Genomic DNA, 15,369 nt, shown 5'->3' with positions numbered 1-15,369 from the left:
CCAGCCAAGGACGATGATATGGATAATATACAAGTATGGCTAACCACAATTAAAGCATGGTATAGCGAAGACAATCCTAATAATATTCCCCCGCTTATCGCTATTATTACCACGACACCAGCAGCGCTATTTACAACGCCTGAGCACAACAACATTGGCGATCATCAACAAGAAGAAGCCCTTGCATATTGGCTTGATGGTTGCCAAAAAATCTGTCAGTTTTATCACCATCAACAACCACAGCTTGCCTTTACTTATATTCAACTCCCCTATGCAAAATTACAGGCTTTAGTCTGCGATCCACAACAGAGTGCCACCACTAAACGCTGGGGATTAAAAAAACTCGATACGGTTATTGTTACATTACTTGAATTTTGCCAAAGCCAACCACAACCACAGTGGCAACAACAAAGCCAAGATTTAATTGATTTACATGTCACCTTTATGGCAGCTCAGCAACATTTAAATCTTAGGTATTAAGCTGCAACGGTTAGGTATGTTGAGGTTTGCTCCACACCGATTTAAAATCAAACCAACCGAGTAAGTTCGATTCCATCCCTTGTAGCTGGACACTATCATCGACACCTAGCCAGTTATGAAACAAAGGGATCGTTTGTCCGGTTTGCGACAACGTTTGGCCAATAATATCACTGGGAAATGCCCTTTTAGGCGTTGAACGCCACTCACTGATCACCTGCTGCAACCGCTTAAACTCATTGGTAGGCATAACACGTTGAATATGATCAAAATTATGTAACCATGACAAAATCGCATCACTACGATTACTACCAAGGCTCATACCATTTAACCAAATATCAATTTTTTCGACCTGCTTACCAAGAATAATGTCTTCATAGCTTAGCTCTATAACTTTTAATCTTATACCATCTTTGGCTAATATTTTTTCTATTAAATCAGCAATGTAAGGATAAATAGGATGCTCTTGCTGATAAGCCAATGTCACAAGCCTTTTATTTGGAATAGCTACAGGCTCTGGCAATTGCTGCGTGTGGATCCAACCTGGCAATAAGCCATAAGCATTAAATAATTTAAAATCGCCGACTTGCGTTAAATCCATCTCACGCATCACATTAAGGCTATACAAACGCGACTGAAAATAATTCAACCAATCCGGCTGTTGTGCCAAACCTGATATACGATTTAATAATAAAAAAGTGCAGCCTTGATCCATCGATAGCCGTGATGAAATATGAACATTGTGCTCTAATGTATCGCTGCTTGTCGGCTGTAAATAGCAGGCGGCGAAGCTATTTAGAATCCACACTTCTACCACATCAGTTAACGCTCTAAAACCAAAATATTGCTCAAAGGCTTCTAATTTAAAGCGCTGTTTATCGTTAACGACCACTTTATAAGGCCCGGTACCAATAGGAAATGTCTCGTAATCAGGCAATGATGCATGGTTAGCAGGCTGGATCATGGCGTTTGTATTGGCGAGCAAATCAGGAAAGTGATAATCGTCTTGCGATAAATGAAAATCAATAATATTGCTAAATGGCGAAGTAACCTCATCAATATGAGCAAACAATGACAATTGCTTCACCTTAGAAAAAGTCGCAAAAATATCGTGGCTATCTAACAAGCGTCCATCATGAAAACGAATTGCAGGTCGAAGATAGAATCGCCAATGACGTGGTGTAATGGCCTCCCATGTGTGAGCTATATCACCAACAACAGTTTCTTCTTCCCCTTTTTCCTCATTTAGCTGTGTTAAACCACTAAAAATTTGTCTGACTAGATGTTGCTCTGAACGACGTAATGGCTTTAATGGTGTGATATTTTCAAAGCTTCGATAATAAGGTAAACGGACAATTTGCTTGCCTTGATGATGAGAAATACCGAGCTGTTCTTGAATTAATTGCACCAATTTTTCAGCATTATGATCTAACGTGACTAAGGCCGGTTCCAATTTACCTTCTGCCACTAATTTCCGTGCATAATTAAGCTGTAACTCGCTGTCTGTATTATTAAAAATAAGTCGAGATTGTTTACCTCGTCCCACGGCAGGTTGCCAATCAATCCAACCTTCAGACACCATTTTATTGATCACCATGCGTACGTTGCGTCGAGTACAAAATAGGACTTCTGCAATATCTTGCAGATTAGTCTCAATGCTATCGCCGCCGAAGTGATTATAAAGACGCTGAAATTGCAATTTAAGCCTTTGACCACTCATAAAAGAGGAACCTTATTTATTAATTTATGCACTTTTAACTTTTCTACTTTAACTTAAAATAAGCAGGGTCAAAACAAAAACGTTCGACTACAGAGTAAAAATACACATGCTTACTCTGCGGCGTTAATGTACTGACAAGGTTAATGAACATTGTCTTTAATAAGTTCCCCCAACATATTATGACTCCTGAGTGATCATTAATAACGCTGGCTGATGTAATACCCATATTATTTCAGCCAGTTTTCCTCTTTTAAGAATCAACACAATTCAACATCACCCACATTGCAATCTGAACTGACCTCTTTCATTCACCGTTCTACTTGTAAACCCCGAATGCATGAATGTGATTATCGATCAATAATCAACCACTAAAATCAAGTTACAGAATAAAAGTCACAATAATCGATTGCATTAATTTGCCATGTTACAAAGTGGGACTGTTTTCACAGTTTATATATCGCATAAAACTAGAATAAAAAATCACTTATACGAATATTAAAAGACAGATAATCCGGATAAAACATGAAGAAGAACCTGATTAGCTTCACCCTTGCTAGTGTATTAGCACTAACCGCTGCCCCTTATTCTTTTGCGACAAACGACACCACCATTCAATCTTCTACCGATTACTCGCAGCTTGTCACTAAGCGTCAAGTTGTCGACCAACTATTAAATGATGCAGTAATCGCATTTAAATCTCCGGCTCGCATTTCTCATGCTGGCTTTACCGCTAAAATGCCAAGTAATATGGAGATTGTAACCAACCGACTACTTGAAGCTTACAAGCTTGAGCCATACCGTACAGACTTACTGATTTCCGCAGCTAATGCGCAGATCTATAACAAAAATGTTGATCGAGCGATTTCACTTTTCCAACAAGCACTTTCCGTCGCTCCTGATGATATCGATTTACATGCTTACCTTGCAGTATGGCAGCATTTTAAAGGTAACCAAGCCGCATCAGATAAACATATGACAGCACTGGCTAAATTAAATCCAGGTAGAGCAGCAGATATTCAACGTATTTTTGCAACAGTCGATCGTATCGTGGCAACACCACTAAAAGAGCATGCAAATAAAGACAAACTGGATGACAAAGGTGCAATCATCACACTAGGCTATGCGCTAAATCCTGACGGCTCAATGCACCCAATCTTAATTGAACGTCTTGAAACTACCCTCGCGATGGCAAAAGCCAACCCTGATGCAATTATCATATTGACAGGTGGTGTGCCAATGAACCATAAAACCGAAGGTAAATTAATGGCTGACTGGCTTATTGAAAAAGGCATTAGCAAAGATCGTATTATTGAAGAAAACTACGCCACCAGCACCGTCGATAATGCGTTATACAGTAGTTATGCTTTAGCGCGACATAACATCAAACACGCCACCATTATTAGCTCAGCAAGCCATGTTCGACGTGGTCAAACCCTATTTGAAATCGCAAGCTGGCAGACTGGCCCACAAAATATCGCTTTTGATACGGTAAGTTACCCAGACAAACCGCTTAAAGAACTAGCAACAGCAAACGATGCTGAATTACTTGGCATTTACCGCGATGCACTGCGTACCTATGGCATGTGGAGCTACCGCTCGTACCCGCTAGAGTCACGTTAAGATTTAAGACCTCAGCTTGATATCGAATAGTTATAAAAAAGCGCTGCCACAGCAGATGTAGCAGCGCTTAAAAGAATTGTGGACAGCCATATATTTTATTCTGCAATCAAGTTTCTAAAGAATTAATCTATTTCGCCAACAGAAGATACTTTTACTGTAAAAATTACCACTTCTTATTTAATTTATTAGTAAAATAACCGCTATTATCATATTTCACGATCAACAATACCCACAATCCTAACAGCCATTGCGGTATTTTCATTCGATCATAAATAAGCTAACTCTAGTTAGGATGTAGCCGGTGACTCGCCGATTTTCCTTTACACCAATGCCCACCAGCATGTTGTTTAAAGGCACACATTCGAGACCATTTCCCACTGACATTAGCGTAACGTTCCATAAATTGTTCACTATGCTCAAGCCAAGCGTCTGGCGTTATTCCCAATTGTTGTAAAATCTTGGGTTGATTCGATGTTATAACACCTTGTTTATCTTCACGAATACAACGACCAGTCCAGTCGATAAGTTCAAGATAGTCGGCAAAAGCAAAGTTTATTCCTGCCGTTTTAGCCTGATGCTCAGCACCAACAAAGGGTAATAATTGAAAATGACTTTTCTTTGATGGTGGTTGTTTAGTGGTGGTTCTAGGTTGCAGATATTCACGAATACGTTGCTGAATCGAGGTAAAATCTGATTGTTCTAGTGACGGTGTAACGCCAGCCCTGATTGGGTTTAAATCAACATACATCATGCACGATAGTAACGCTTGTTCATCTAATAGTGCTTGAGACTTAAATCGCCCTTCCCAAAACGCGCCTTTACATTGGTCTTCTTTATTGGCTTTGCGTGCTATTTCCTCATTAAGACAGCGCATAAACCAACTAATACTGCCTAATCGTTGCTGCCATTCAGTGATTAAATTTGATAACGCCTGCTGTTTTTCTGCGTCTACTTGTCCTTCTTTTAAGAAATCGACCGCAATAGGATGACCATTAAATAGTTGCAACCAGCGCGATATTACTGCTTTCGGCGTTAGCTTTTTTTGCTGTTCGGTATCTATTTTCAGTACCAAATGATAATGGTTACTCATCACCGCATAAGCACAAACATCGATACAAAAAACAGTGGCTAATTGTTTGATTTTATTTACTATCCACCCGCGACGATGATGATAGTTCTTGCCGTTATAGGGATCGTCACCACATAAATACGCACGCCGTACACAGCGATTAATCACATGGTAAAAAGGTGTAATTTGAGGCTCGATCAATTTGCGTCTTGAGATTGTCATTGGTTTCACCATAAGCAACTTGAAGCTTAAGTGTAGTCGCTGAGGATTGATGTGCAATGTTATGGCTGTCCTCAGCTCTTCTATGTGCGACTTGTAAACCGTCACCCACTTGCTTAACAAGCCAATAACAGGTAGAAATATGAGCAATTATTTTTATCGATAAATAGGTTGTTTTGCCATGATAGAAACACCAGAGCAACAGCAGTCCAAATCTGTTGAACCTACTCCACGTCCAAATGACGTTTCCAAAGCTGAACAATATGCAGCATTAGTCCATAGCCGTCGTTCAGTGCGTAAGTATGACGCTGATAGTGCTTTTGATCATGATGCTGTACAACGTGCACTTGAATTAGCGGTGCTTTCGCCTAATAGCTCCAACATGCAACTATGGCAATTTCATCGAGTGATAAATAGCGATAAACGCCAGCAATTAGCTAAATTATGTATGGGCCAAAATGCAGCCAAAACAGCACGCGAATTAATTGTTATAACTACCACGCCTTATAAGTGGAAACAGCGTACTAAAATGAATGCGGCGCAAGTACGACAGGCGTTTGAAGGCCGTGAAGATGCCACCTCAAAACGAGCACTTAAATATTATGAAAAGCTGATCCCGTTCTTATATCGTAATGATCGCTTAGGTCTTTTTGGTATCGCTCGTAAGGTAATTGTGGCGTATTTAGGCCGTAACAAGCCGATGGTGCGCGAAGTCAGTAAAGCAGATTTACGGGTATGTTTACATAAAAGTACCTCTCTTGCGGCAATGACGTTTATGACCGCAATGCGTGCTGAAGGTTACGACACCTGCCCTATGGAAGGTTTTGATTCTAAACGGGTAAAACAACTGCTAGGCTTAAACTCTCAAGATGAAATCACCATGATCATTGGTTGTGGCCCTCGCGCGCAAGATGGTATTTATGCTGAGCGCCACCGCGTGAACAATGCAGAAACCATCATTACTCATGTTTGATAACAGCTCTTTATAATACATGGCGGATATCAATCTGCTCTCCGCCATTGTTTAACACCTCATTTTTCTCTTCACTATCCCCTATTACACTCATTCTGATAGATAAAATGGCCTTATTATTCATTGGGACTTGACCTGTCTAAAGCTTTATAGTTTATGATGCCGCATCTGTTGAGAGGACTCCTTTATGTACCATATTTCTGAATTAGCCCAACACGTAAATTTAAGTCGCTCAACACTGCTTTATTACGAAAAACTTGGGTTAATTAAGGCTAAAAGACAAACCAACGGCTATCGGTATTATTCTGATAACGATCTCCAGCGCATTAGATTATTACAGCAATTACAAGCAGGTGGGCTCACCCTTAAAGAATGCCAGTCTTGTCTTGACGGTAAAATAAACCGCGACATGTTAATGGATAGGTTGCAAGTACTTGAGCAAGAAATAGCAACGAAACAGCACGCTAAACAATTGCTCTCATCAATGCTGGGAATGAACGCATCATGTAATTGGCACGAAACAATTGAACGTACTGCTCCTTTAGCGCATTTAGAGTGGCTAAAACAACAAGGGTTCAATGAAAAAGAAGCATTAAGACTCAAATGGTTATCAAAAAACATCAATGAGCACGAGCAGTATATGGCTGATTTTGAAAGTATTTTTTATGGGCTGGATCGACTAGGCCCTAGCGACGATGATGACTCGCTGCAAGCCCTACATGCCTTACCTATTAACACTGGCAACGCATTAGACGTTGGTTGTGGCAAGGGGCTCACAACCTGCCTACTAGCACACCATTCTGGTTTTAGTCTAACGGCACTGGATAACGATGAATATCACTTAAGCTGTTTAAAAGAAAAGATAAAACATCAGCCAATTAACGAACGTATTACAACCAATTGTAGCAGCATGATGGCAATGCCATTTGAAGAACAACAGTTTGATGTAATTTGGGCTGAAGGCAGTGCTTATATCATGGGAGTCAATAATGCACTGAAACAATGGCAGCGATTTCTCAAACCGCATGGCTACGTAGTCATCAGTGACTTGGTATGGTTGACCGAGACTCCTAGCATTGAAGCATATGAGTTTTGGCAGAAAAATTATCCCGACATGACCTCAAAACAACAAAGAACGACTGACATCATAAATGCAGGCTATGAGGTCATCACCAGTTTTACCCAAAGCGAGCAATCATGGCTGAATTATTTAGTTCCACTAAAACAAAAACTTAATGACATTGGTGATAACGATTATAAATCAAACGCAGTTAATGATTTACGTCAAGAGATCCACATTCACGATCAATACTTAGGTGAATACGGATACCACTTATTTGTATTAAAAAGCAAAAGGTAACGCATGGAAATTAGAGCAGAAAAAGCATCAGATAAAGAAAACATTGCCGAATTAACTTATTGTGCATTTGAAAACCACCCCCACCATGAACCAGGGGCAAAACCAACCGAGCATCTGATTATTGATAAACTACGGAAAGCCAACATGCTGGCACTATCTTTAGTTTGCGAAGATGAAAACAACATTATTGGCCATATTGCTTTTTCTCCGATCTGGATCAACGGCGAGCAATCAACGTGGTATGGATTAGGTCCACTATCAGTCACTCCTGAACGCCAAGGAGAAGGTATTGGTAGTGCGCTGATTCGTTTCGGCTTATCGCAACTAAAAACACAAGGCATTGAAGGTGTAGTATTGCTTGGTGAGCCACAATATTATGCGCGTTTTGGATTTAAGTCACAGCCAAATTTAACATTAGCTGGTGTTCCTGCTGACTATTTTATGGCTAAGGCATTTACAAATACGATTCCAACAGGCGAAGTTAGTTACCACTCAGCATTCTTTGAAAGCTAACAACAAAAAAAGAACCCTACTTTAACGGTAGGGTTCTTGATTATTTGCAGCTTATGTTTACCAATAATTGAGTGTAAACCAGAGCTATTAGTTAATCTTTATTGTGGATTAAGACCTAACTTCTGCAGGACTAACTTAAAGTTCTCTTGACGCTCTTTAACGTTATGTACATCACCCGTTGAACAAGTTGAATCAGGACAACCACGGTTTACAATACCTGATACATCATCAATGAACGCTGTGCCAGTTAAACCACCATCAACATACTTTTTCAGTTCGTTGTAATAGTTCCAACCTTCGTATGGACCGCCCTCATTTGAGTAGGCTTGTACTGATGTTACCCAGTAGAATAAGCCTGCAATCCACTTAATTTCTTTGTTCTCTTCCGAGCTACAGATCAAGCCTGGGTTTGAACAGAAATCAAGATCGGCATACAGAGGGTTAGCCGGTGGTGCTTCAACAGTTACCCCATCAATAGTTTTACCAATTGTCGATGGATCAACGTGTGAACGACCTAAGTAATGATTAAGGGTACCGAAGTTCTGACGACCAGTGGTTTGGATCACACCACGTCCCCACCAACCACAACCTTCAACGCTGTCTTTACTGCTGCCATCCCATAAGAATGTACCTGCTTTTTGACCAACGTAAACCTTACATTCACCACGTTCCCACACTTGCTTAGAGGTATCGACTTTTTCTGGCACTTCATTACAGTGACCATTATTTGTCCAACGACCAACATGTCCGTTAACTAGTAGGCCACGCTCTTCTAATACCGCATCTGGTGCTGCAAATACTGGCGCTGGCGCACCGTACCACTTCGCATGCGTTAGAGCACTAACTTCCATCTTATTATCACGAGGACAAGAGTAAGCGTAATCTAAGCCTGATACAGGGTTAACACCGTAATCTGCGTATTTCTGCCCCAACTGACCACAGCTTGCCGTCATCGGATAATCCGTTGGCGCACCGTATTTCACTTCAGACCAGTTATTTTCATCACAGGCGTTATAACGAATTGTCTCTTGCATACTTTGGGCTAAGAAAGCTGCAATCGCGACTTTAGCATAGATAATATTGGTTGCATCATCTGCTTCATCGGTCAATAGCCAGAACTTATTACCAGCAACACCAATGTTGTGCATTGCATTTAAGCCATCAAGGAAGTCATTCCACTTATACACAGTAGATGGTACCCACTGTGATTGCGGTGTCTCATATAAGAAAGCTTCATTATCCATCACATCAGCAGCGTTAGATAACTGTTGGTTCAATGCTTCAATACGAGTCAGCGCACCTTTTTCTAGCTCTTCACCAACATAATACAGCGGTACTTTGGCAGCTTGATAAGCTTCAATCTTAGCGGTTAAGTTAGCATTATTGTCGTCAAACAAAATCGCAAACACATTACTGTGTGCCGCTTTACGGATCTTTTGCTCTGCGGTTGTGTTACCCATAAAGTAATTTGCAGCTTGAGATGTTGGAATATTAGCCAGCATTGCAGGTGTATTCACATAATCTGTAACTTGCTTTACATACTCTAGCGCGTTATGCCATTGATCTGCAGATAATGCCGCAGTAGCACTCGATTTAGTAAAGCTAATAAAGTCTGCTTTAGTGGTGCTATCGGCTTGATACAATGCAAATGTCTTTAATAGATCTGCGCTGTAAGTAGATGCAGCATTCCATACTGACTGACGACCAGAATGGGTATCAAATGCAAACTCACCTATCGATAATGACCAACCAAATGGCGCTTGTGGAGCAACGGTTGATACGATCAAGTTATGTGCTTGCGCCCAGCCTTTAGCATCATTGCTTAGCGCATTAACTGCGGTAATATCAATCTTACTGCCTGTGATATCAATGGCATTGGTTAATGCTTGTTTCACTTCAATCGTACCTAACGCTAAGCCTTTATCACGGGTGGCTTGATCAAGTACATCACTACTGATGATCACAGATGCTGTATTGGCTTGATTAGCTTGCTCAATAACAGCAACAAATGCCGCTGTAAGCTTATTAACATCGGCAAGATCTGCACTGTTCGCTGTCGCAATGGTAATTGTTTCAGGAGCAGCAGTAGATGGGCTTGCTACTACAAATGTGTTTGGCCAACCAGCGACTTCTAGGCGAACAGGATCCATTGGATTCGGTAATGAAAGTACTGGGGCTGTTCCTGGCTCTGAACCATCACAGTTAAGGTGCAGTACCCACGAACTATCGCTACCCGGTAACGTTTGTGTCCAGTAGACCGCAGAATATGCAATATTATTATGAACCATAATATCGCCACCACCAGCGTGATCGCCTCGTGTCCAATCAGGGTAAACATTAAAGTCTTCACACAATCCGCCAACTGGTGGTGTCACAGGTGGCTCAACGATATCTTCTTTAATGGTGATATTTAATGACGTTGAAGAAGACAGATTTTGCGCATCTGTTGCAACAGCATTAAGGGTTATAGCACCGGTTTGGGTTGGTTGCCAATCACAGCTAAATGCATCGACAGCAGCGGCATCAAAATTACAAATTTGTTGGTTATTCGCCTTAACAACGACAGAAGTTAAATCATTATCGGCATCTGATGCACTAACAGAAATAGACACAGTGTCGGTTTCGTTAACCGTTGCACCATTGGCAGGAGCCATAAAGTTAACCACTGGAGCAGTAAAATCTGTTCCACCAGCAAGCTCTACTGTTACCGCAACAGATTGTTGCTTGATTGATTGATTATTTTTATCAAGCACAACCACCTTAATTGCAGCATTACCTGTCTCTGTCGGTGTCCATGTTTGTGAATATAGAGTATTGCTTGAGTCAACGGTTTTTTGAGCTAGCTTGATATTATTTGCCCAAAACTCAACGCTTGATGCCAGTTGTCCTTCAATACGAGTTTGAATAACAAAAGGTTTATCAACTGTAAGAATTTGGTTTGCTGTTGGTGAAACAATCGCAACCTCTGTCACTCCAGGCTCTGGCTCACCAGCACAGTCTGTTAATTCCCAAAACCATGAGCTTGTACTTGGGACTTCCCATAGCCCAGGGCTATTTTGCGCAATAAAGCACTGACCTTCATAAGAAACAATATCGCCATTATTAACTTTTGTCTTTCCTGGTACAAAAGGAATAATGCTGGATGAATCAGGCAGTGGATCGGGAACGGGTTCAGGATCGGGATTAGGTGTTGGTTGTTCTGAACACTCAGCAGCCTCCCAGAACCATGAGTTTACTTTGGGCGCCTCCCATACGCCTGGGTTATTTTTTGCAACGAAACATTCACCATTATAAGAAACTACATCGCCATTATTGACTTTTGTTTCTCCTGGTACAAAAGCAACAATTTCTCCGTTAGCAGCATATATATTACCGCTAAACATCACGCTAAATAGCGCTAATGTTATTTTGTTTATATTTTTCACAATAAGATCCCTTCCATTCCCACGCACTCAATAACCAAACATTGGTTATTGATACCTGAACTCCACACAACTCATTCGAGTTATCATATTGTTAACATATGTGAAAACACGTCACAATATTGCTTTTATTCTCAGCGCGAAATATGGTGGATTGCTCTAAGAATATGTAAGTAAAAAAGTATCGGGAGCATATGAAATGAGAGATTACTCAAACATAAGTAGAGGAAATTATAAAGAACATTAGGTATAAATAAAGAGTGTTTACAACAACTAAACACTCTTTATTTAACAATTAGTTACTGATGAAAAATGCGACTTTATTGCCAATTAGGATTTTGACTTAAGGCTTGGGTAAACACACTTTTCACTTGTTGATCAGGATCGCCAATATATTGATAAGTGGCATAAATACTCGGAGTATTCAGTGCATCAGGTACATCTTTTACATGTACAATCATCGAATATTTTTTATTATTATCTGCAGTTAAGGTGATCATAAAGTCACTAGCACAATCATGAGGCTTACAATAAGAAACGGCATCATAAGTATGCCCACCCATAACAATCGCCTCTAACGGTGAGGTAACAGTATTATCCTTAATCCAGTCTGGAAGCTGTTTCTCAACACTCGCTATCGATTGGACAGGATTCATAGCAGTATTATTATTTGTCTTAGATGGTGTCGAATGAGAGCTATTACATCCAGCCAACATCAAGCTGATACCAACTATTAGCCACATTTTTTTCATTTTGACTCTTTTTCCAAAGTTAGGTTTATCATTAAAATTTAACTAATCAACATGATATAGCCATCATATACCTAATAACCATTATTTTGTTCACTTAAGTACAGCTTTCATTTGAATTTGGAATAAATTCCCAACCTGCAATATAAATATCGAATCATTCAATCAAAAACAATCAAATAGCATACCTTCTTATGTAAATTTAGGTTATGGTGTTGGCAATTGAATAAAAGAAGTGATGATATGCCACTAATTACAGAAAAACTGATTACTTTAAAAAACGCGTGGATGGCTAGCCATATTACTGATGCTGAATTTCCAACCCCATTAAGTGAAAAAGGTTTACATCTGTATCAACGCGCGCACTCTGAATTATCAACGCAAGTTGTTGACTCAATCATCTCTCCTAGTGAATCATCGTTAACTTTCTACCCTGTCGATTGTCATCCTCTGACTATTCGCTATGCATTAGTATATTCAAGCTACTGGCAACAAGAAGAACAACAACACGCACTAGTAGAGTATCTCACGCAAATAATGTTTGAAGCGGATGCAAATGCACAACTTTATGTCGGTTTCTATAAAGGTAAACCTGCAGCAACAGGTATGATGTATACCATTCTCGATGAAGGTGAAAAAGTCACTTTAGTCAGTGATGTACATGCACTGCCGTTACCTAATCAAACTCAGCTAATGCAGGATATGGAACACTATCTATTAACCCTTGCTCAAGCAGCCTCAGCAACAGTTATATTGCAAAAATAGTATGTATTATCAAGGTACAATCACACTGTACCTTGATATTTCTATTACCTATCTCTCAAAAACACAACCTTGTTAGCGCTCCTTTTTGACGCATTAATAAACTCTGCCATAATTACTAATACAGTTTCATTTACAATGGTTAATTGCATAACAAATTAATCGAATAAGGACTGATATGAAAGGGATTATTTTTACTGAGTTTATTTCGATTGTTGAACAAAATTTTGGTTTAGACATTAGCCAGCAAATGTTTGATGATGCTAACGATAGTGGTATTTATACTGCTGTCGGTAGTTACGATCATCGCCAACTCATTAAATTAATTATAAGTTTAAGTAACATTACTGGTATTCCTGCATCTCAGCTTCAACAAACTTATGGCCGACTCGTCTTTCCTTCACTCCTAGAAGCACTCCCTATTCCAGATATTGAAACAGATGATACATTTAGTTTTATTAGAAAAGTCGAACAGCATATACATCTAGAAGTTAAAAAACTCTATCCAGATGCAACACCACCTAAATTTATCTTTAGTAATCAAACACAATCGACCATGACGATGGATTATCACTCAGCACGTTGTATGGGACATGTTTGTATGGGGCTTCTTGAAGGCTGTGCACATTATTTTAATCAGTCACTCACCATTACCATGCAACCTATGAATGACTCTCAAAACCACATAAGATTTTCATTAATACTCACTGGTGACTAATATGGATGCCAAGCGCCAGATTATGTTATTAGAGCGAAAGCTAGAACGAGAACATGCTTCTCGAGTAATGGCTGAAAAATTATTAGAAATAAAAAGTCGTGAGCTTTTCACGACCAATAATATTTTAGAAGCCTCATTAACAAAACTACGGTTGCAAGCTGAATTAGACTCAGAACAACTCGCCTACCAAACCAAAATTGAAAATTTGCTATTAACTTATGCTAGGTTATTTTTAAAACAAGCCCCTTCCCAACATAATATTCAACAATTGATCGATAGCTTGGTTGATGGCCGCTATATTAGTGCCTGCCATATCTCTATTATGCCGATTGAAAATATTACTATTAGTGGCAACTATAGCAGTGGACGGCAACAAACCTGGCAACCACCAGCAGCGCTTAATGATAACGTTTCATTTTGGGATACCGAAAACCACCTGTATTGGATTCCCCTTATCAATAGTCGCGGAACTGTTGGTTATTTTGCAGCCAAAATATCAAGTCCGAAAATCAATATCACAGCAATCCAACAACGTTTAGCTCTATTTTGTGAATTATTCCGCTCCGCAATTGGTCGTCAAATCACACTGAGTCAAGCCATTCATGCTCGCCAACGTGCAGAAGATTCCGAGCAATCAACCCGTGATTTTTTAGCGATGATCAATCATGAATTACGTACGCCACTCAATGGCTTATTAGGCTCTGCAGAATTATTACAAGACACACCATTAAATACAAATCAAACCAAATTGCTCAATACATTAAACCATTCAGGAGAATTACTACGCGCGATCATTAATGACTTACTTGATTTCAGTAAAATAAACGCGGGTATGTTAGAGCTAATCGAAAAGCCGTTTGATTGCCATCTATTAGTTATTAAGCTTAGGGATATATTTTCCCACCGTGCACTAGAGAAACGGTTAGATTTTAAAATTGAATATAACACTGATATTCCACGATCTATTCGTGGTGATGAAGACCGCCTTAAACAAATTTACGTCAACCTTATTGCCAATGCGATAAAGTTTACCCAGCAAGGATTTGTGCATGCTAAATTTGCTTGGGTTAACGATTGCCTTATTTTTACTATTAAAGACAGTGGCTGCGGCATAGCACAACAACTGCAACACAAATTATTTAAACCTTTTAGTCAGGTCGATATTTCAAGTAAACGTAGCCATGAAGGAACAGGATTAGGGCTCGCAATTTGTAAGCAGTTGTGCCAGCAGATGAATGGTAATATAACCTTAATCAGTGAACCTGATCTTGGTACCACCTTTTCAGTTACCATTCCTTTGGCAATTAGCATCACTGATAATACCCAACCTCACCCCTCTCCAGCATCGCATAAGGCATTACAGCAATTACGCATTTTGGTTGTAGAAGATTTAAAGACTAACCAAATGATCATTGAACTAATGTTAAAAAAACATCAAATTGACATCACTATCGTTGATAATGGGCAAGCCGCTTTAAATATTATCGCCCAACACGATTTTGATATTGTGTTAATGGATTGCCGTATGCCCATTATGGATGGTTATTGTGCAACGAAAGCATTACGTAAACAGCATTTCAATAAGCCGATTATTGCTTTAACAGCTGGCACCACAACCGCTGAGCGCGATGCCTGTATTAATGCTGGCATGGACGATATTTTATGTAAACCCTACATGGCCTCTGAATTATTAGCGATGCTTCACTTATGGTCCAACACCTCGTCTGAACACAAATTCTAATAGCAAATACTGCACCACAGCCCATA

The 15,369-nt window shown here is 39.8% G+C and carries 12 protein-coding genes; 8 read left to right on the top strand and 4 right to left on the bottom strand.

From position 1 onward, the window contains the following. The first annotated feature begins 18 nt into the window (after nt 1-18). A complete protein-coding gene (locus PMAL9190_RS06095) occupies nt 19-480 on the top strand; it encodes a DUF2753 family protein (protein WP_087844371.1) in 462 nt (153 codons plus the stop codon). A 10-nt stretch (nt 481-490) separates the two neighbouring features. Here PMAL9190_RS06095 and PMAL9190_RS06090 read toward each other — a convergent pair whose 3' ends face one another. Beyond that, complete coding sequence (locus tag PMAL9190_RS06090) at nt 491-2,197, bottom strand: SgrR family transcriptional regulator (protein WP_087844370.1); 1,707 nt, start codon at nt 2,195-2,197, stop codon at nt 491-493. A gap of 522 nt (nt 2,198-2,719) precedes the next feature. On the opposite strand from PMAL9190_RS06090, the gene PMAL9190_RS06085 reads away from it, so the two are divergent. After that, on the top strand, nt 2,720-3,817 hold the full coding sequence (locus PMAL9190_RS06085) for a YdcF family protein (protein ID WP_087844369.1): 1,098 nt from the start codon (nt 2,720-2,722) through the stop codon (nt 3,815-3,817). Between the two features lie 283 nt (nt 3,818-4,100). On the opposite strand, the gene PMAL9190_RS06080 is transcribed toward PMAL9190_RS06085, so the two are convergent. Beyond that, complete coding sequence (locus tag PMAL9190_RS06080) at nt 4,101-5,108, bottom strand: transposase (RefSeq protein WP_087844368.1); 1,008 nt, start codon at nt 5,106-5,108, stop codon at nt 4,101-4,103. 178 nt (nt 5,109-5,286) lie between these two features. On the opposite strand from PMAL9190_RS06080, the gene PMAL9190_RS06075 reads away from it, so the two are divergent. The 3 genes from PMAL9190_RS06075 (at nt 5,287) to PMAL9190_RS06065 (ending at nt 7,951) form a co-directional block, all read left to right on the top strand. After that, a complete protein-coding gene (locus PMAL9190_RS06075; RefSeq protein WP_087844367.1) occupies nt 5,287-6,078 on the top strand; it encodes a nitroreductase family protein in 792 nt (263 codons plus the stop codon). Nucleotides 6,079-6,265: 187 nt separating this feature from the next. Beyond that, on the top strand, nt 6,266-7,438 hold the full coding sequence (locus tag PMAL9190_RS06070) for a MerR family transcriptional regulator (protein ID WP_087844366.1): 1,173 nt from the start codon (nt 6,266-6,268) through the stop codon (nt 7,436-7,438). A 3-nt stretch (nt 7,439-7,441) separates the two neighbouring features. Continuing rightward, nucleotides 7,442-7,951, top strand: coding sequence for a GNAT family N-acetyltransferase (locus PMAL9190_RS06065; RefSeq protein ID WP_087844365.1), 510 nt, complete (start codon nt 7,442-7,444; stop codon nt 7,949-7,951). Between the two features lie 98 nt (nt 7,952-8,049). Here PMAL9190_RS06065 and PMAL9190_RS06060 read toward each other — a convergent pair whose 3' ends face one another. Together PMAL9190_RS06060 and PMAL9190_RS06055 are read right to left on the bottom strand one after the other, a co-directional pair. Further along, nucleotides 8,050-11,376 carry an Ig-like domain-containing protein gene (locus tag PMAL9190_RS06060; protein ID WP_159458364.1) on the bottom strand — a complete coding sequence of 1,109 codons (3,327 nt, stop codon included), beginning with the start codon at nt 11,374-11,376 and terminating at the stop codon, nt 8,050-8,052. Nucleotides 11,377-11,693: 317 nt separating this feature from the next. Further along, nucleotides 11,694-12,125 (bottom strand): Ivy family c-type lysozyme inhibitor, encoded by a 432-nt coding sequence (locus PMAL9190_RS06055; protein ID WP_087844364.1) that lies wholly within the window; start codon nt 12,123-12,125, stop codon nt 11,694-11,696. 219 nt (nt 12,126-12,344) lie between these two features. Here PMAL9190_RS06055 and PMAL9190_RS06050 point away from each other — a divergent pair, with 219 nt between their 5' ends. The 3 genes from PMAL9190_RS06050 (at nt 12,345) to PMAL9190_RS06040 (ending at nt 15,343) form a co-directional block, all read left to right on the top strand. Beyond that, nucleotides 12,345-12,887, top strand: coding sequence for a hypothetical protein (locus tag PMAL9190_RS06050; protein ID WP_235004301.1), 543 nt, complete (start codon nt 12,345-12,347; stop codon nt 12,885-12,887). Nucleotides 12,888-13,062: 175 nt separating this feature from the next. After that, nucleotides 13,063-13,602, top strand: a complete 540-nt coding sequence (locus PMAL9190_RS06045; RefSeq protein ID WP_087844362.1) for a heme NO-binding domain-containing protein — start codon at nt 13,063-13,065, stop codon at nt 13,600-13,602. A gap of 1 nt (nt 13,603) precedes the next feature. Further along, nucleotides 13,604-15,343, top strand: coding sequence for an ATP-binding protein (locus PMAL9190_RS06040; RefSeq protein ID WP_087844361.1), 1,740 nt, complete (start codon nt 13,604-13,606; stop codon nt 15,341-15,343). Nucleotides 15,344-15,369: the final 26 nt, after the last annotated feature.

The sequence above is a fragment of the Photobacterium malacitanum genome (assembly GCF_900185615.1).
Lineage (GTDB): Bacteria > Pseudomonadota > Gammaproteobacteria > Enterobacterales > Vibrionaceae > Photobacterium > Photobacterium malacitanum.
This window is presented reverse-complemented; position numbering and strand designations above follow the sequence as displayed.